Annotated in this window: 13 protein-coding genes; 10 read left to right on the top strand and 3 right to left on the bottom strand. The window is 62.8% G+C overall.

Annotated features, from left to right (window positions below; all coding sequences use genetic code 11):
• Nucleotides 1-76: 76 nt before the first annotated feature.
• Nucleotides 77-754, top strand: coding sequence for a sugar transferase (locus C7I87_RS19160; protein ID WP_149905667.1), 678 nt, complete (start codon nt 77-79; stop codon nt 752-754).
• Between the two features lie 85 nt (nt 755-839).
• Nucleotides 840-2,096: a polysaccharide biosynthesis/export family protein gene (locus C7I87_RS19155; protein ID WP_188393899.1), complete on the top strand. Its 1,257-nt coding sequence runs from the start codon at nt 840-842 to the stop codon at nt 2,094-2,096.
• 299 nt (nt 2,097-2,395) lie between these two features.
• Here C7I87_RS19155 and C7I87_RS19150 read toward each other — a convergent pair whose 3' ends face one another.
• Nucleotides 2,396-3,694 (bottom strand): O-antigen ligase family protein, encoded by a 1,299-nt coding sequence (locus C7I87_RS19150; RefSeq protein ID WP_149905665.1) that lies wholly within the window; start codon nt 3,692-3,694, stop codon nt 2,396-2,398.
• Between the two features lie 355 nt (nt 3,695-4,049).
• On the opposite strand from C7I87_RS19150, the gene C7I87_RS19145 reads away from it, so the two are divergent.
• The 6 genes from C7I87_RS19145 (at nt 4,050) to C7I87_RS19120 (ending at nt 12,411) form a co-directional block, all read left to right on the top strand.
• Nucleotides 4,050-4,802 (top strand): SDR family NAD(P)-dependent oxidoreductase, encoded by a 753-nt coding sequence (locus C7I87_RS19145; RefSeq protein WP_149905664.1) that lies wholly within the window; start codon nt 4,050-4,052, stop codon nt 4,800-4,802.
• Nucleotides 4,803-5,031: 229 nt separating this feature from the next.
• Nucleotides 5,032-6,381, top strand: a complete 1,350-nt coding sequence (locus C7I87_RS19140; RefSeq protein WP_149905663.1) for a glucoamylase family protein — start codon at nt 5,032-5,034, stop codon at nt 6,379-6,381.
• Complete coding sequence (locus C7I87_RS19135; RefSeq protein ID WP_149905662.1) at nt 6,371-7,900, top strand: mercuric reductase; 1,530 nt, start codon at nt 6,371-6,373, stop codon at nt 7,898-7,900. Before C7I87_RS19140 ends, C7I87_RS19135 begins: the two co-directional genes overlap by 11 nt.
• Nucleotides 7,901-7,998: 98 nt before the next feature.
• Nucleotides 7,999-8,676 (top strand): bifunctional DNA primase/polymerase, encoded by a 678-nt coding sequence (locus C7I87_RS19130; protein ID WP_246696313.1) that lies wholly within the window; start codon nt 7,999-8,001, stop codon nt 8,674-8,676.
• Nucleotides 8,673-10,838: a glycosyltransferase gene (locus C7I87_RS19125; RefSeq protein ID WP_149905661.1), complete on the top strand. Its 2,166-nt coding sequence runs from the start codon at nt 8,673-8,675 to the stop codon at nt 10,836-10,838. Before C7I87_RS19130 ends, C7I87_RS19125 begins: the two co-directional genes overlap by 4 nt.
• Before the next feature lie 7 nt (nt 10,839-10,845).
• On the top strand, nt 10,846-12,411 hold the full coding sequence (locus tag C7I87_RS19120; protein ID WP_149905660.1) for a glycosyltransferase: 1,566 nt from the start codon (nt 10,846-10,848) through the stop codon (nt 12,409-12,411).
• Nucleotides 12,412-12,465: 54 nt separating this feature from the next.
• Here the strand turns inward: C7I87_RS19120 and C7I87_RS19115 are convergent, their stop codons facing one another.
• Together C7I87_RS19115 and C7I87_RS19110 are read right to left on the bottom strand one after the other, a co-directional pair.
• The gene (locus C7I87_RS19115; protein WP_149905659.1) at nt 12,466-13,041 is read right to left on the bottom strand and encodes a DUF1349 domain-containing protein; all 576 of its coding nucleotides are present in this window, start codon (nt 13,039-13,041) and stop codon (nt 12,466-12,468) included.
• Nucleotides 13,042-13,100: 59 nt separating this feature from the next.
• The gene (locus tag C7I87_RS19110) at nt 13,101-14,540 is read right to left on the bottom strand and encodes an aldehyde dehydrogenase family protein (RefSeq protein WP_149905658.1); all 1,440 of its coding nucleotides are present in this window, start codon (nt 14,538-14,540) and stop codon (nt 13,101-13,103) included.
• Nucleotides 14,541-14,816: 276 nt separating this feature from the next.
• Here C7I87_RS19110 and C7I87_RS19105 point away from each other — a divergent pair, with 276 nt between their 5' ends.
• Nucleotides 14,817-15,476, top strand: a complete 660-nt coding sequence (locus C7I87_RS19105) for a TetR/AcrR family transcriptional regulator (protein ID WP_188393898.1) — start codon at nt 14,817-14,819, stop codon at nt 15,474-15,476.
• A 332-nt stretch (nt 15,477-15,808) separates the two neighbouring features.
• A complete protein-coding gene (locus tag C7I87_RS19100; protein ID WP_149905656.1) occupies nt 15,809-17,062 on the top strand; it encodes a sarcosine oxidase subunit beta family protein in 1,254 nt (417 codons plus the stop codon).
• The last annotated feature ends 14 nt before the right edge of the window (nt 17,063-17,076 follow it).

Here is a 17,076-nt window from a genome sequence, read left to right as displayed (position 1 = left end):
GGAAATTGTGTGTTGCGCTGCAGCATTTTTTTGATATCGTGCGGTAAACCATTCGTTCAACGCATGGAGTTTCCGTATGAGGGATATTGCCAAGTCGGCCACGGCGGACTTTTCGCAGGCTGACACCGATTTTCCGCCGCCGATCGGCGGCCTCATCAAGCGGAGCTTCGACATCGCCGGCTCGCTGGCCGGACTGGTCGCGCTAAGCCCGCTGTTCATCATGATAGCATTGCTCGTCAAATTCTCCGATGGTGGATCGATTTTCTACGGTCACCGGCGAATCGGGCGCGGCGGACGGCTGTTCTCCTGCCTCAAGTTCCGCACCATGGTTCCGAACGGGGACAAGGTGCTGGCCGCCTATCTTGCGACCAATCCAGACGCCAATGCGGAATGGATGGCGACCCGCAAGCTGAAGAACGATCCACGCGTCACCCGCGTCGGAGCGGTCCTGCGCAAGCTCAGCCTCGATGAATTGCCGCAGATCATCAACATCCTCCAGGGCGACATGAGCCTTGTCGGGCCTCGCCCGGTGGTCCGTGACGAACTGGAAATCTACGGCAGCGCGGCCGTCTATTATCTGAAGTCCCGGCCCGGCCTGACCGGCCTGTGGCAGGTCAGCGGCCGCAACGACGTTTCCTATGACAGTCGCGTCGCGTTCGATCGCCACTATGTCGAGAACTGGTCGCTGTTCGAGGACGTTCGCATCATCATCAGGACCGTGCCGGCCGTATGGATGTCACGTGGCTCTTACTGATAGGCCAGCCTGACTCAGGCAACCGGCGGCAAGCTCATCGGGCGATGGGGTTATAACGGATCGGAACGTTCAGTTGAAAACAGACATGTTCGAAGTCTTCGGCAGCGGCCCGTTTTCCGGCCGCTCGCGGCTCGTGGTGACCTGCCTTGCAATGTCGCTCGCTTTTCCCCAGCTGGCCGCCGCCGACGATTACCGTCTAGGCTCCCAGGACAAGCTCACCATCCGCATCGCCGAATGGCAGACCGTCGAAAGCACGTTCCGTGACTGGTCGTCGGTCAATGGCCAATACACGGTCGGTCCGGCCGGCACCCTGTCGGTGCCTTTCGTCGGCGAGTTGCCGGCGGCGGGCAAGACCACGGCGGAGGTCGCCGCGGCGATCGGCGAGGCGCTCCAGCGCAAGCTCGCTTTGTCGGACAAGCCCGAAGCCTCGGTCGAAATGGCGCAGTTCCGGCCGTTCTACATTTCGGGCGAAGTGCAGAATCCCGGCCAATTTCCCTATGTGCCCGACCTTACGGTGCTGAAGGCGATCAGCGTCGCCGGCGGCATCAGGCGCAACGCCGACTACGGCCCGCAGCTCGGCAAGGACCTGGTCACCGCCAAGGGCAATTTCGACATCTCCGACGACTTGCGCGTGCGGCTGATCGTCAAGCGCGCCCGCATCGACGCCGATATGGCTGGCAAGACGAGCTTCGACGTACCGAAGGAGGTCGAGGGCGATCCGCGGCTGCCGGCCATCGTCAACGACGAGATGACGATCCTGACCGCCGACCAGAAGGCGCTGAAGCTGAAGCTCGAGGCGCTCGACGATCTCAAGGGTGTGTTGCAGGCCGAAATCGAATCGCTGCAGAAGAAGATCGCCAACCAGCAGAAGCAGGTCGACCTGGCGCAGCAACAGCTGGCCAGCATCGGTCCGCTGGCGCAGAAGGGCCTGGTCGCCAATGCCAGACTCCTGGATTCGCAGCAGTCCGTGACCGACCTGCAGGGCAAGATCCTGGACTATGAGACAGCCATCCTCACCGCCAAGCAGGCGATCAGCAAGGCGACGCAGGACGCCATCGACGCCCAGAACACCTTGAGCTCGAGCCTCGCCGCCGCCCGGCAGCAGACCGAAGCCGACCTGAACGAGGCCGCGCTGAAGGTGAATATGCAGAGGGGCCTGATCGCCCAGGCCACCGATCCGGCGACGACGGCCGCCATCACCAACGACCAGCAACCTACCTTGCTCTATTCGCTGGTGCGCAATGTCGACGGCAAGACCAGCGAAGTCACCGCCAAGGAAGACACGCTGGTGCTGCCGGGCGATGTGATCAAGGTCAAGCTGGCGCCGCTGGCCAGCCAGTAGGACGCGGAGATCGCGCGGCCCGCCGGCCGCTTTCGATCCATAACGCAAAAGACTTTGAACCTCCGCCTGGCCTGCCGGGCGGAGGTTTTTGTTGATAGGATTTCCAAGCACCGGAAACGAGAACGGCTACAGCATTGTCGCGGCGAATAGGATATGCTCGACCTGCTGTAACTTCTGATTTTATGCATGTCGCTATCCCAGAACCGAGGACACTTCCGGGCGACATGCATTATTGACGCAACACCGGACGGAAACCGCTACGCTCTTTTCCAGGAGCTTGCTCTAGCGGACCCTCATCATTACTCAGCCGCCGCCGGACGGTGAGGCCAGGCCGCCTCTCCACCCTTCGCGTCCGCGGGCTCGAAGGCCGGCGACCATCGCGTGCGGGTGACCGGCAGCCGCGCCAGTTTGAAGAAGCTGAAATACATCAGGAAGGAGCCCATGATGTAGGGGTTGAGAATCTCGACCTCGACGAAGGAGCGGATGAGCAGCAGCACCATCACGCCGATGAGGACCACCGATTCAGCCTGCCATGTCTTGAAGACCACCGCCGCGATGTGGCCGAAGAGCGTGCGCAGCATGATCAGCGATATCAGCACCGCCCCGGTGAAGCCGAGTTCGACGAGGGCTTCGACATAGGTGTTGTGGAAATGGAAGCCGGTGCGGGTGGTGATGTAGAATTCGTTCCACAGCCGCTCCGCCTCGGCAAAGCCCTGCACCCAGTAGGCGGCATAGCCGACGCCGAGGATTGGCGACCGCATCGCGGCGTTCCAGCCCTGCTCCCACAGATAGGTCCGCCCGGTGAGCGTCGAATCCTTGCCGAAGATGCCAAGCACGAAGTCCATCAGCCCGAGATTGAGGGCGACAATGGCCACCACGACGATCATGCCGGCGCCGACCAGGAAGATCACCCGGCGATAGCGCCGCGACAAAAGCTTGCTCATCGCAAGAAGCGCCACCAGCGCCAGAACCGCCGGTATCGAGGCCATCGAGGTGGCGGAATGCGAGAGGACCAGCACATAGGCCGACAACAGCACGACCGGCACGGTCAGCATGAAGCTCAGCCGGCCACGCCGAAGGAAAGCAAGGAAAACGACGGAGAAATAGATGCCGAGCGAGCCGACGAAGCCGATCTGGTTCTTGGAGGCGAAGGCGCCGACGAAATTATAGGTGCCGTCGAGGACGTCCTCGGAATAGCCGCCCACCCTTAACGAGTAGAGCAGGACGAAGAATATGCCGACCAGAGCGCCTATTGTCAGGGTGCGCACACTGACGGTGCGTGCCGCGACATAGGCGCAGGCGATATGGGAAAAGTACTGGACCGCCGTTCTGACGGTGATGCCGGGCGACTGCGACCAAAACACGGAGAAGCAGACATAGGCCGCGAACAGCAACGGCAGCCAGGCACTGGACAGTTGCCGCAGGAACCGCCGGTAGTCGACCAGGATGAGCGGAAGCCAGACTGCATAGTAGGCCAGGATCATCACCTGGCCGAAAATGACGGAATAGGAGAACGCCCAGATCGAGACGGCAACTGCAAAGCTGCCATAGACCGAGTTCTTCTCGGGATCGACCAGCAGGGATTTGGGGATTTTCATCTCAGGGTCCCGTCGACACGACCCGGGACCGGCAGGCCGCAAACCAGCCGGCATATCCGCAAACAGGGGCGTACAAGAAACGGCGTCTCCATTGTGCAGTGCAATATAGCCTATCGCACCCCATGCTCAATGGCAAATCCTGTCACCTTGTCTTACAGCGCGGCGATCGCCGAGAGATCGCCTGCCCGATCGGACATGCGCACCGACTGCGTCGCAGACGGGACGAGACGGAACCTGACGGTGTTGGCCCAGACGGTCCGGCCGCATGCCGGCTTGAACTCGGCACGCGCTAACCTCACAGTCCCGACGAGCCATCACATAGACCGGCTCCAGCCAGGATGGACAGGGGAATGACATGCCGATGAACTTCGCGGGACGATTCGCCGGCCGGTCAGCGGTGATTACCGGCGGCGCCTCGGGCATCGGGCTCGCGGTCGCGCAGAGAATCGTCGACGAAGGCGGGCGCGTCAGCGTCTGGGACCGCGATACCGCACAGATCGAACAGGCGAAAGCTGTCGTTCCCACCCTGCATGGGATGACGGTGGACGTTGCGGATGCCGCAAGTGTGGAGGCCGCCGCACAATCGACGATCGAAGCCCTCGGCGGCGTCGACATACTGGTCACCAGCGCGGCCATCACCGGGCCGAACATGACGACCTGGTCCTATTCGGCCGAGGACTGGCAAAGGCTCATCGACATCAACATCAACGGCGTCTTCTACTGCAACAAGGCGCTGGTGCCGCACATGCTCGAGCGCAACTATGGCCGCATCGTCAACATTGCTTCGATCGCCGGCAAGGAAGGCAATCCCAACGCTTCCGCCTACAGCACCTCGAAGGCGGCGGTGATCGGCCTGACCAAGTCGCTCGGCAAGGAGCTCGCCAAGACCAAGGTGACGGTCAATTGCGTGACGCCGGCGGCGGTGCGCACCGCGATATTCAAGCAGATGAGCCGGGAGCACATCGATTTCATGCTTTCCAAGATACCGATGGCGCGCTTCGGCGAGGTCGAAGAGGTGGCGGCGTTGATCTCATGGATCGCCTCGGAGGAATGCTCGTTCACCACGGCCGCCGTCTTCGACGTTTCGGGGGGCCGCGCCACTTATTGAGCCGGATCGAGGCAGTTCCGAGTTGGCCCGAGCCAACTACAATTCCGCGTGACGAGGCAACGATTGGAGCTGGACAGGTTTATGGTAGCTGACGTCTGAATGAGCGTGCCATAACAGGGGAAAGCCATGACACGACGAGAGAGGCCGGCAGGTGCGATGCCCCCAGGCCACCGTGTCGGCGGCGTGCGATCGACGGGAGCCGCGACCATCATGTTGGAGTTTGCGTCGTTTGCTTAGAGCAGATCCCGCGGCGCTGGCCGATGAAGAGCTTCTGGACCGCTGTCAGCGCGCTGCCTTCGGCTATTTCCTGGAGAATGTGAACCCCGACAACGGGCTGGTCGCCGACACGTCGCGGCCGAATTCACCGTGCAGCATCGCCGTCGTCGGTTTCGCACTGTCCTGCTACCCGATCGGCGTCGAACGTGGCTGGATCGCGCGCGACGCGGCTGCCAGGCTGACCCTTGCGGCGCTACGCTTTTTCCAGACCAGCACGCAAGGCGGCGGCCACGACGTTACCGGCCACAAGGGTTTTTACTACCACTTCCTCGACATGCGGACCGGTTTGCGCGTCTGGCGCTGCGAGCTGTCGATGGTGGATACCGCCTTGCTGATCGCCGGCATGCTGGTGGCGGGCGCCTATTTTTCCGGTGACAATGACGATGAGGCCGAAATCCGCCAACTGGCCGAGACGCTCTACAAGCGCGTCGACTGGCGATGGGCGCAAGGTAGCAGTCCCACCTTGCGCCAGGGCTGGAAACCGAGGAGCGGCTTTCTGCACTATGGCTGGGAAGGCTACAACGAGGCGACGATCCTCTATGTGCTCTCTTTGGCCTCACCGGATCGACCGAGTTCCGACGACAGCTACGAGGCCTGGACCGCGACCTACCAGTGGGAAAACATCTACGGCCATGACGTGCTCTATGGCGGGCCGCTGTTCATGCACCAGTTCTCGCATGCCTGGATCGATTTCGCCGGCATCCGCGACGCTTTCATGCGCGAGAAGAATTCGGACTATTTCGAAAACAGCCGCCGCTCGACATATCTTCACCGCGACTACGCCCGGCACAACCCTTACGGCTTCGACGGCTATGGCGAGAACCTGTGGGGCCTTTCGGCAGGGGACGGACCGGGCGGCTTCCGCGCCAGCGTGGAGCGGCGGCGCCACCGGTTCTCCGGTTATGCGGCACGCGGCGCGCCATTCGGTCCGGATGACGGCACGATCGCGCCATGGTCCTATCCGGCGTCGCTGCCTTTCGCGCCGGACATCTGCCTGGCGGCGCTGCGCCACCTCGTCGATCGCTACCCGGAGGTGATCGACAACTTCCGGCTGCCTAGCGGTTTCAACCCGACATTGGCCAACCGGCGAAAATTCGGCCGCAACGGCTGGGTGTCGGAAGGCCATTACGGACTGGACCAGGGGATTGCGGTGATGATGATCGAAAACCACCGTTCCGGCATGATCTGGGAACTCATGCGTTCCAATCCCCATATCCGCCGCGGCCTGGGCAAGGCCGGCTTCACCGGCGGATGGCTGTCGCGGCCGGCAAGTCCGGCACCCGGGGGACGCGATGTCGCGTGAACCGACGAGAGCCGCGGCCTTTCCCGTCGACCGCAACGACGTCGAACTGATCAGGGGCGCGCATCCCCCACACTGGAAGAACCCGACGCCGAGCGGCCCCTACAATCTCGTCGTCATCGGTGCCGGGCCGGCAGGGTTGACCGCCGCGCGTGACGCGGCGAGCCTTGGCGCGAAGGTCGCGCTGATCGAGCGTGGGCTGATCGGGGGTGCGTGTATCAATGTCGGCGGCATTCCATCGAAGTCGATCATCCGCACGGCCAGACTCTATGCCGACATGCGCGATGCCGAGAGTTTCGGCGGCGACCCGCCGGACCATCTTCGTGTGGACTTTCAACGGGCAATGACTCGGATGCGGCAGATCCGGCAGCGGATCAGCCGTGCCGATTCTGCCGCGAGCCTGGTTTCGGAAGGGATCGATCTCTATTTCGGCGAGGCGCGATTTTCCGGACGCGACACGGTCACGGTCGCGGACAAGACGCTGCATTTCAAGAAGGCGCTGATTGCAACAGGCGCACGTCCGGCCTTCCCTGCCATTCCGGGGCTGGTCGAAGCCGGTTATCTCAGTAACGAGACGATGTTCGACCTTACGGAATGCCCGCCGCGGCTCCTCGTCATCGGCGGCGGGCCGCTTGGCTGCGAGACGGCGCAAGCCTTCTGCCTGCTCGGCGCGAAGGTCATCCTGGCGCAGAGCGATCCGATGTTCCTGCCCGGCGAGGAGCGCGACGCCGCGCAGATCCTTTCGGATGCGCTGGCGCGCGAGGGGGTGGAGGTGCGCCTGAACACCGCAGTGGTGGCGGTGCGCAGGGACGGCGCAAACAAGTTCGCCGACCTGATACGCGATGGCGACACGACGACGATTTCGGTGGACGAGATCATCACAGGCGTCGGCCGTTCACCCAATGTCGATGGTCTCGGGCTCGAAGGGGCTGACGTGGCGTATGACGCCAACGGCATCAAGGTGGATGATTACCTGCGAACCAGCAACCCGGACGTCTACGCGGCGGGCGACGTCTGCCTCGAATACAAATTCACCCACACCGCCGAGGCAACCGCGCGCATTGTCGTGCGCAATGCCTTGTTTCGCGGCCGCGAAAGGCTCAGTGAACTTGTCGTTCCCTGGTGCACCTATACCGATCCGGAGATCGCCCATGTCGGTCTCTATCCACTGGAGGCGCGCCGCGACGGCATTCCGGTCAAGACCTACACCGTGCTGATGCACGATGTCGCCCGCGCCGTGATGGACGGCGAGGAGGAAGGGTTCGTCAAGATCCATGTCAGGGAGGGGTCCGACCGCATCCTGGGGGCGACGGTCGTCGCCAGCCATGCCGGCGAGATGATCAACACGGTGACCCTCGCCATCCGATCGGGTATGGGATTGCATGCGCTGGCCGACGTCATCCATCCCTTTCCTACACAGGCGCAAGGCATCAAGATGGCGGGCGACGCCTACAGGCGAACGCGGTTCACCTCCTTGCGAAGGCGCCTGGCGGCGCGCTGGCTGGCATGGTCGAGGCGATAACACCAAGAGCCACGATATATGCCGAAATGCTCACAAATACGCAACCAAGTGCGCGGCGGCGCTTGACTGAACCCTGCGAGGCTAATGAAACTGAGATCATGTCTTCGGCCGCGGAACGCTCGTGGATGCAGCCTCTAGTCGAAACGGAATACGCGATCGAGCTCTTGGCCAAGGGTTATATCTGTGTACCGCTGCGTGCTGGTGGCAAGCATCTCGATCTTCAGGCGATGGAATATCAGCCGCTACATTTGAAGGCCCGTCGAAAGGACCTGAAAGAATTGGCGTTCCGGTCGATAGCCTTTCAGCTGTCGCAGAAGCCACCAACACGTGAGGAAACCCGGCGCTGGTTTCGGGATTTTGCGGGAAATGTCGGGATCATCGGAGGATACTGCAACCTTCTCATCCTGGATTTCGATGATTCAGCAGACTATCGGGCTTGGTCTGGCAAGCACGCGCACCTTTCAAGTTGCACGCCGGTCGCGAAATCGCCGAATGGATTCCACATCTATCTCAGGACGCGTGAACCGGCGGTTTCGTCCAGCCTGTATTTCGGCATGCGGCGGGTCGGCCACGTGAAGGCGCTTGGCGGTTATGTTGTTGGAAGCCCTTCCGCGCTGAACGACGGATGCTCCTATAGCTGGTTGAAGGACCAGTCGCCGTTCGACGTCGACCCACAGCCGGTCGAGAGCCTCGCCAGTCTTTCCCTTCGCGGGGTCTCACCGTTCAAACATTACTATGACCGCTTCCTGAACCGCGGCTTTTTCGTGCCGCAATGAGCATTTCGGGGCATGCATGGCCCGACATCAGCATCGTCATCCCAGCAAGAAATGCCGCCGCGACGATCGACGCCACGCTGCGAAGCCTTTTGCCGGAGAGGGGCCTGATTGGTGAGATTCTTCTGGTCGAGGATGGCTCCATCGATCAGACCGCGGCGATCTCGATGCAAAGCGCCCTACGGTATGGATTGCCGCTGGAGATCCTCGCCGTGCGGCTGGGCAGCGCGGGTGCTGCCCGCAACGCCGGAATTAAGCGGGCGAAGGGCAAGTTCATATTCTTCCTCGATGCCGACGACGAGGTGATGGCGGGAGGGTTGCGGCTGTTACACGACGCGCTCCTGCGCAATCCCGAGGCCGGCCTGTCGATCGGCGCCAGCATTCGCCGTACTAAGGGGCGGCCGGACAAGCTTAAGGTTCCACATGGGTACACGAGCGACCGGGCATCGAACGCCCGCCGGTATCTCCTCAACGAGGCATGGCCGATCGCCATGGGCAGCGCATTGGTCGCAGCCTCGGCAACGGCCACCGTTCGCTTTCCCGAAACCACCAGCCTGGATGAGGACACGTGCTATTGGGCGGCCCTGCTCGCCCATGTCGACGTGACAACAATCTCCTCTCCGGTGCTTCTCTACCATCATGACGAAGAAAGGATGGCGCGGCGGTTCGTCCAGGCCCCGCGCGCCACCTTCCTCGCGATAGCTCGTGAGCTGGACAGGCTTGCCGATGCAGGCGTTGCCAGGGAAATCCTGCAATGGAGGAAGGCCTGGATAGCTCTGCGGATTACAAGGCAACTTATCAAGCACAACCGATACAGCCATGCGATGAGCATGATGCGTGCCGTTCGCGCCCACAAGAGCCTGGGGCGGAGCTGGAAGGCGTCGCAATATCGCATTCGAATTCGCATCGGAGCCATGATGAAACGGCCTGACTACCCGTCGCGCGCTGGCGCGGACACGGAAAGGCGCACGCTGATCGTGTCCTTCGACCCAGCATTTCCGCCGGTTTCCGGAGCGGACCTGAGAAATTTCAACAATGCCAGCCTTGCGGCCGAGTACGGCCCGGTCCGGCTTGTCTCGGTAAGGCCGCTAAGCGGTCAATCAAAACCGTCCGACACGCGCATCATTGCGGCTGGCCTGACGATCGATGGAGAACCGCGTGCGGCCTCGCTCGGCTGGTGGAGGATCGCGGGGGAGAACCGTATTCCCCGCACCGCACTGGTGCGGCTGCGGAGCTTGGTGCAAACCTTCAAACCCGATACGATCGTCGTCGAGGGTATCGGCCTGTTCAAGCTGCTGCGACCTTTGCGCCCCCTGACGAAACAGCTCATCCTCGACATGCACAATGTCGAATCCGACCTGGCGGCACAGCTGCGGCATGTCCGTCCAGCGCGATCCCCGGCGATCCTTGGCATCCGGCGGTTGGAGAGAAAAGCGCAATCCCTTGTCGACAGGGTCTGGGTTTGCTCCAACGAGGACAGAGAGAGACTGATGGCCCTTGCCGGGCGCAAGGTGCCGATCAATGTCGTTCCCAACGGAATTCCCAACGTCGAGGACATTCCGCAGGTGCTGTCCGCCGAAGCCGCGACCGACGGCGGCTATCCGACGATCCTGTTCATCGGGCATCTCGGCTATCCGCCAAACGTCGACGCCGTCGAACGATTGGCCCATGCCATATTGCCTCGTATCCGGCAGACCTTGCCTGACGCCAAACTCATTCTCGCCGGGCGCAGTCCAAAGGCGACCGTGCGGGCGCTGGCCGGATTGCCTGGTGTGGAACTCATCGAAAATCCCGAAGGCGTGGGGCAGCTCCTGTCCCGCGCGCATCTCAGCATCATCCCGCTCAGGGCGGGCGGGGGCACGCGCATCAAGATCCTGGAAGCGATGGCCTGGGGGGTGCCGGTGATCGCGACACCGCTCGCGGCCGAGGGCCTGGGCCTGGTCGAGAATGACCAGGTGCTGCTGTCGGCCAGCGACGAAGGACTGGCCGCCATGGCAGTCGAACTTTCTCTCGACGCCGAACGCCGGGCACGGCAGCGCTTTCGCGCGCATCAGGCCGTATGGGCAAGGTTTGGCCCGCAAGCCATCCGCGATGCTGTCCGCGCCGGGCTTGCGCTGGACAATGACGGCAATGACGACGACCAGCCACCTCCCATCATCCCATGAGCCGCATATGATCCCCCCGATCCTGCACCAGACGTGGAAGACCGACAGCTTTCCCGCACGCTTCCAGGCCTATGCCGACAGCTGGAAGCGGCATAATCCACACTGGACAGTCATGCTCTGGAGCGACCGGATGCTGCTCGAATTCGTGGCCGAGCACTACCCCGCTTACCTGCCGATGTTTTGCGGTTACACCTACGGCATACAGCGGTCGGACGCGGCTCGCTATATGCTTCTGCATCACTTTGGCGGGGTCTATGCCGACATCGACTGCGAATGCGCCGCCCCCTTCGATGCGATCATGAGCGAGACCCGGATCGTGCTGTGCAAGGAGCCAGCTTCGCATGCGGTCGTCCAGGCGGATTTCCGGGGCCTACCCTACCTCCTGTTCAACGGAACGATAGCGAGCCCGCCCCGTCATCCATTCTGGACGCATCTCCTGTCGATGATGCCCGGGCTCGCCGCCGCCAAGGACGTGCTCGACGCGACCGGTCCCTGCCTGCTTACCTCCGCGCAGCGCGGGTACAGCGACCAGGCAGCCTTCGCCATTCATCCTTCCGGCTTGTTCGCGCCGGTGATGGGCGGGGAACGCGAGGTCGGCGACGATACGGCAACGCTTTCGATCCATCACTGGGCCGGCACATGGTGGACTCCGGAGCCGCCGCCGAAATGGCTGACCAAGCTTCGCAACCGGGCCTACCGGCTCCGGTATCGCCTGACGCGCGGCGCGTATCTGGATGAAGCGATGGCGAGAGCAAGCGTCGACAAGGCGGTTCTGGCGGCGCCGCTGCCTTTAGGCCAAAACGTCGCCATCCTGGTGCCGCTTCGCGACGCCGCCGACCTTATCCAGCCTTTTCTCGATGCACTGGACGGGCTCGACTACCCAAAGGACAGGATCAAGCTGGTCTTCTGCGAAGGCGACAGTCTGGATGGAAGCTGGGAGCGATTAGAGGCCGCTACGGCTGGATTAGCCGGCAAATATCGTGACATCGTCCTGCTGCGAAGACAGGTCGGCACCCGCCTCGACAGGGCAAAACGGGCCAAACCCAGGATGCAGCGCGTCAGGCGGGGCGCGATCGCCAAGGTGCGCAACTACCTGATCGATCACGGGTTGAACGAGGATGATGACTGGGCACTGTGGATCGACATCGACGTCTGGCGCTTTCCCGGCGATGTGCTGAACCGCCTGATCGCCGCTGGGCATCGCATCGCGGTGCCCAATTGCGTGAAGGTCGCCGGTGGCGCCAGTTTCGACCTCAACAGCTTTGCCATCAGGCGGCAGGCCAAGGACTATCGCTATTACCGGGAGATACGTGGCGGGCTTCACCAGCCTCCCGCGCAAACACCAAGCCGGTATCATCTAAGCGATGTCAGGCATCTCGATATCGTGGGCCTCGATGCGGTCGGCGGAACCATGCTGCTGGTCGATGCCGCCCTGCATCGCGGCGGTCTTGGTTTTCCCGAAATTCCCTACCGCGATCTGATCGAGACAGAAGCTTTTGGTCTCCTTGCCAACGACCTCGGCATCCGGCCGGTCGGCCTCCCCAAGCTGGAAATCCTACACGTCCCGTGGTGAGGCGACCGCCCGCCGAAGCTCCTCGCGCAAAGGCACCAGCCAGGTTTGCGGGCGTCAGTCGTGCAGATCCCGCGCAATCGGCGGGCCGACCGAAAATCCGGAGAACGTGACCTCGAAACCCTCACGCTGCGGCGAACAGCACATCATGCCGACATCGACCATCTTCGAGATCGGGAAATAGGCGAGCCGAACCGGCTTCCAATGACCGTCGGAAGCGTCGAGATACTGGACGCGGATGGCTTCGCCGTGGCGGGTCAGGCGGATCCTGACGCCGTCCGGGCCGGCGGCAATGGCAACCAGCGACCAATCCGACGTGTCGTTGGTGACGACGACGGAAACATAGGCAAGGCCGTCGGTGTATTCGATGCCGGCCTTGATCCAGTGCGTTTCGCTCAGCCGGACCATCAGCCCGGCCTGGTCGTAAAGCACCTTGTAGTCGCCCTTGACGGTAACCTCGGCGGTGAAGTCGCCCTCGACCTGCCGATACAGGAAGTGGCCGCTGTCGCGCCAGAAACCATAGAAGGTCTCGCGCCAGAAATCGGTCTCCTTGCCGGTGCGCACGCGCACGGCATCACCTTCGATGGCATGGTGCGGCGGCTGGTTGAGCCAGGTCAGGTCCTGCAGTGTCATCGCACCGGTCCGTTTCTCGAGGGATGACGGCTCGCCGGCCGGTCAGCCGGCGCGCCGGATCATCCCGCGAACGTATAGGCGGTCTTTACCGTGGTGTAGAACTCCATGGCATAGCGGCCCTGTTCGCGCGGGCCGAAGCTCGAACCCTTGCGCCCGCCAAAGGGAACATGGAAGTCCACACCCGCGGTCGGCAGATTGACCATCACCATGCCGGCTTCGGAGTTGCGCTTGAAATGCGTGGCGTGCTTGAGGCTGGTGGTGCAGATGCCCGAGGTCAGGCCGAACGGCGTGTCGTTGGCGACGGCAAGCGCCTCGTCATAGTCGTTGACGCGGATGACGCTGGCGACGGGCCCGAAAATCTCCTCGCGCGAACTGCGCATGGCGTTGGTGGCCTCGGTCAGCAGCGCCGGCTTGAGATAGAAACCCGGCGTCTTGCGGTCGAGCCGTTCGCCGCCGAAGGCGAGCGTGGCGCCTTCCCGGACACCGATGGCGATATAGTCTTCGTCCTGCTTGAGCTGGGTCGCGTCGACCACCGGACCGATCTGGGTCTGCGCATCGAGCGCATCGCCGATCACCAGCTTTTCCATGCGCTCCTTGAGAGCGTCGACGAAACGGTCGTGGATGCCGTTGGTGACGATCAAACGCGACGAGGCCGTGCAGCGCTGGCCGGTCGAGAAGAACGCGCCGTTCAGCGCGCAGTCGACAGCGACCGCAAGATCGGCATCGTCGAGCACGACGAGCGGATTCTTGCCGCCCATCTCGAGCTGGAACTTGCGCATGTGCTCGACACTTGCCGCGGCGACGCGCTTGCCGGTTCCCACCGAGCCGGTGAAGGAGATGGCGTTGACATCGGGGCTGTCGAGCATTGCCTGGCCGACCACCGAGCCCTTGCCCATGACGAGATTGAGCACGCCCTTGGGCAGGCCGGCGCGATGCAGGATGTCGACGATGGACCAGGCGCTCTCGGGAACGAGTTCGGCCGGCTTGAAGACGACCGTGTTGCCGTGGGCCAGCGCCGGAGCGATCTTCCAGGCGGGAATGGCGATGGGGAAATTCCATGGCGTGATGATGCCGACAACGCCAACCGCTTCGCGCGTGATCTCGACGCCGACGCCCGGCCGCACGCTTGGCACCAACTCTCCCGACAGGCGCAATGTTTCGCCGGCAAAGAAATCGAATATCTGGGCGGCGCGGATGGTCTCGCCGATGCCCTCGGCCAACGTCTTGCCTTCCTCTCTCGCCAGATTGCGGCCAAGTTCGTCCTTGCGCGCCATGATCTCGTCGGCCGTCTTTTTCAGCACCGCATGGCGTGCCAGCGGACCGGAGCGGGACCATGCCGGAAACGCCGCCTTGGCCGCCGCTATCGCCTGGCCTGCCTGTTCGACCCCCGCCGAGGCATATTCGCCGACGACATCGCCGGTATCCGAGGGGTTGATGTTGCGGGATCCGGCATCGCCGACCCATTCGCCATCGATGAGGTTCTTGCGAAACGCTGTCATGTCCTTGCCTTCCCTGGCTGCTGGCCGCGTGGCGGCATCTGTCTGAGTGGTATTTGCCAGACAATTGCCTTGCGGGAAAGCATGCTCTGGGCTCGAAGGCCGCGACAAAAGTCCCCGTGCCTGCGCTCATGCCTTCGATGCGGCGGAGACAGCGCCGCGTAGAGCACCAATCCGCCTAACATCGGTGGATAGGCCTCCGGGTCAAGGCCGAATTGCTCTGTACAGAGATGTCCATATCCTTGATTTGCCTGATGCGGCGTGTCATGCGTCGTGCTGATGGCAGCACTCGAGACGACGATCCAGCGTGCCGGCGCCACCGGCAACATCAAGGCCACTCGCGAAGACTGGCTGAAGCTCGCGCTTGAAACCCTGATCTCGGACGGCGTCGAACGCGTCCGCGTGCTGACACTAGGCCAGCAGCTCGACGTCTCGCGCTCGAGCTTCTACTGGTATTTCAAGAGCCGCCAGGACCTGCTCGACCAGTTGCTCGACCATTGGCGGCAGACCAATACCCGATTCATCGTAGAGCGCGCCGAACGTCCTTCCGCGACGGTGATACGCGGGGTGATGAACATTTTCGAATGCTGGGTGGACGAAAAGCTGTTCGATCCCCGGCTGGATTTCGCGATCAGGGCCTGGGCCCGCCGCTCCCCCGCGACAAGGCGCGCGCTGGACGAGGCCGATGAAGAGCGAGTCAAGGCCATACGCGGCATGTTCATGCGTCATGGCTATGAAGAAGAGGACGCGTTCGTGCGCGCCCGCGTGCTCTATTTCATGCAGATCGGCTACTACTCGCTCGAACTCAACGAGCCGATGAGCAGCCGTCTGCCTCACGTTGCCGCGTATCTGCGCAGCTTCACCGGTCAGGAACCTTCGGCGCAGGATGTCGAGGATTTTTCGCGCTACGTCGAGAGAACCGTTCCCCGCAGCCGGTAGCCATCCCGACAGCCCCCCTGGACCAGGAAGCGCAAGAAGCGCTCTCGCTCGCATCGTCGTCAACGGCGCACGCAACCGCCGCGCCGATCTAGACACTAATGTACAACGCCGGTAGATTACGCCCGATGACTGGGTGGAGTGCTACAGGATGGCCGATGTCGATACGCAGTTGACAACCCATATCGTCGGCGTCGAAAGAGGTGTGCGCGTCATCGCTTCGTCGCCTTACGATCCAGAGGGCAAGACGATGCGGGCATGACCGTGCCGTCGGCGCGAAAAGACCACGCAATGACCTCCGCTTTTTCCCTAGAAACAGGCTTGTCCGCCACGCCATGACCAGACGCTATTCCGCTTTGTCGCTGTTCAAGGAGGGGCTTGCCGGCCAGACCGGCTGGAAACAGGCCTGGCGCTCGCCCGAGCCGAAGCCGTCCTACGACGCGATAGTCATCGGCGGCGGTGGCCATGGGCTGGCGACGGCCTATTACCTGGCCAGGAACCACAACATCGCCCGCGTGGCCGTGCTGGAAAAGGGCTGGATCGGCGGCGGCAACACCGGCCGCAACACCACGGTGGTGCGTTCCAACTATTATTACCCGCAAAGCGTCGAGCTCTACGGGCTGGCGCACCGGCTCTACGAAGGCCTGTCGAAGGACCTGAACTACAACGTCATGCTGTCGCAGCGCGGCATGGTCAATCTGTGCCACTCGACGGCCGAAATGGAAGTCGGCGCGCGCACCGTCAACGCCATGCAGATCAGCGGCATCGATGCGGAGTTGTTTTCGCCCGAGGACGTACGCCGGGTGGCGCCGATCTACAATTTCTCTCCCTATGCGCGCTTTCCGGTGTTTGGCGGGATCTGGCAGGGCCGCGCCGGCACGGCGCGCCATGACGCGGTCGCGTGGGGCTATGCGCGGGCGGCGAGCCGGCTCGGCGTCGACATCATCCAGAACTGCGAGATCACCGATTTCATCATCGGGGGCGGGCGCTGCCGCGGCGTGCAGACGACGCGCGGCGCCATTCGCGGCGAGCGCATCGGGATGGCGGTGGCCGGGCATTCCTCAGTGCTGGCGGGGAAAGCCGGCTTCCGTCTGCCGATCAATTCCTACGCGCTGCAGGCCTGCGTTTCCGAGCCGGTCAAGCCGATCCTCGACACGGTGGTGCTGTCGCCCGGCACCGGCGTCTATGTCAGCCAGTCGGACAAGGGCGAGATCGTCATCGGCGGCGGGCTCGACCGCATCCCTTCCTATGCGCAGCGCGGCAATTTGCCGACGCTGGAGACGGTGATCGCAGGGGTGCTGGAGATGTTCCCTATCTTCGGGCAACTGAAGCTGATGCGGCAATGGGCTGGTATTGTCGACGTCGTGCCTGACTCCTCGCCGATCATCGGAGAATCGCCGCTGCCCAATCTGTTCCTCAATTGCGGTTGGGGCACCGGTGGTTTCAAGGCGATCCCCGCCGGCGGCACGCTGCTGGCGAACCTGCTAGCGACCGGCAAGCACAACGAGATCAGCCGGCCCTTCGATCTCGACCGCTTCGCCACAGGGCGGCTGATCGACGAAGCGGCCGGCTCCGGCATCGCGCACTGAGACAAGGGGCAATC

The sequence above is a fragment of the Mesorhizobium sp. SARCC-RB16n genome (assembly GCF_008520305.1).
In the GTDB taxonomy this organism is placed as follows: domain Bacteria; phylum Pseudomonadota; class Alphaproteobacteria; order Rhizobiales; family Rhizobiaceae; genus Mesorhizobium.
The sequence above is the reverse complement of the archived record's forward strand: the minus strand, read 5'-3'. Positions and strand labels throughout refer to the sequence as shown.

What these genes read in the sequence shown, in the direction of transcription:
- C7I87_RS19160 (WP_149905667.1), top strand. Translation starts at nt 77, where the DNA reads ATGAGGGATATTGCCAAGTCGGCCACGGCGGACTTTTCGCAGGCTGAC.
- C7I87_RS19155 (WP_188393899.1), top strand. Translation starts at nt 840, where the DNA reads ATGTTCGAAGTCTTCGGCAGCGGCCCGTTTTCCGGCCGCTCGCGGCTC.
- C7I87_RS19130 (WP_246696313.1), top strand. Translation starts at nt 7,999, where the DNA reads ATGTCTTCGGCCGCGGAACGCTCGTGGATGCAGCCTCTAGTCGAAACG.
- C7I87_RS19145 (WP_149905664.1), top strand. Translation starts at nt 4,050, where the DNA reads ATGCCGATGAACTTCGCGGGACGATTCGCCGGCCGGTCAGCGGTGATT.
- C7I87_RS19125 (WP_149905661.1), top strand. Translation starts at nt 8,673, where the DNA reads ATGAGCATTTCGGGGCATGCATGGCCCGACATCAGCATCGTCATCCCA.
- C7I87_RS19110 (WP_149905658.1), bottom strand. Translation starts at nt 14,540, where the DNA reads ATGACAGCGTTTCGCAAGAACCTCATCGATGGCGAATGGGTCGGCGAT.
- C7I87_RS19105 (WP_188393898.1), top strand. Translation starts at nt 14,817, where the DNA reads ATGGCAGCACTCGAGACGACGATCCAGCGTGCCGGCGCCACCGGCAAC.
- C7I87_RS19135 (WP_149905662.1), top strand. Translation starts at nt 6,371, where the DNA reads ATGTCGCGTGAACCGACGAGAGCCGCGGCCTTTCCCGTCGACCGCAAC.
- C7I87_RS19150 (WP_149905665.1), bottom strand. Translation starts at nt 3,694, where the DNA reads ATGAAAATCCCCAAATCCCTGCTGGTCGATCCCGAGAAGAACTCGGTC.
- C7I87_RS19100 (WP_149905656.1), top strand. Translation starts at nt 15,809, where the DNA reads ATGACCAGACGCTATTCCGCTTTGTCGCTGTTCAAGGAGGGGCTTGCC.
- C7I87_RS19115 (WP_149905659.1), bottom strand. Translation starts at nt 13,041, where the DNA reads ATGACACTGCAGGACCTGACCTGGCTCAACCAGCCGCCGCACCATGCC.
- C7I87_RS19120 (WP_149905660.1), top strand. Translation starts at nt 10,846, where the DNA reads ATGATCCCCCCGATCCTGCACCAGACGTGGAAGACCGACAGCTTTCCC.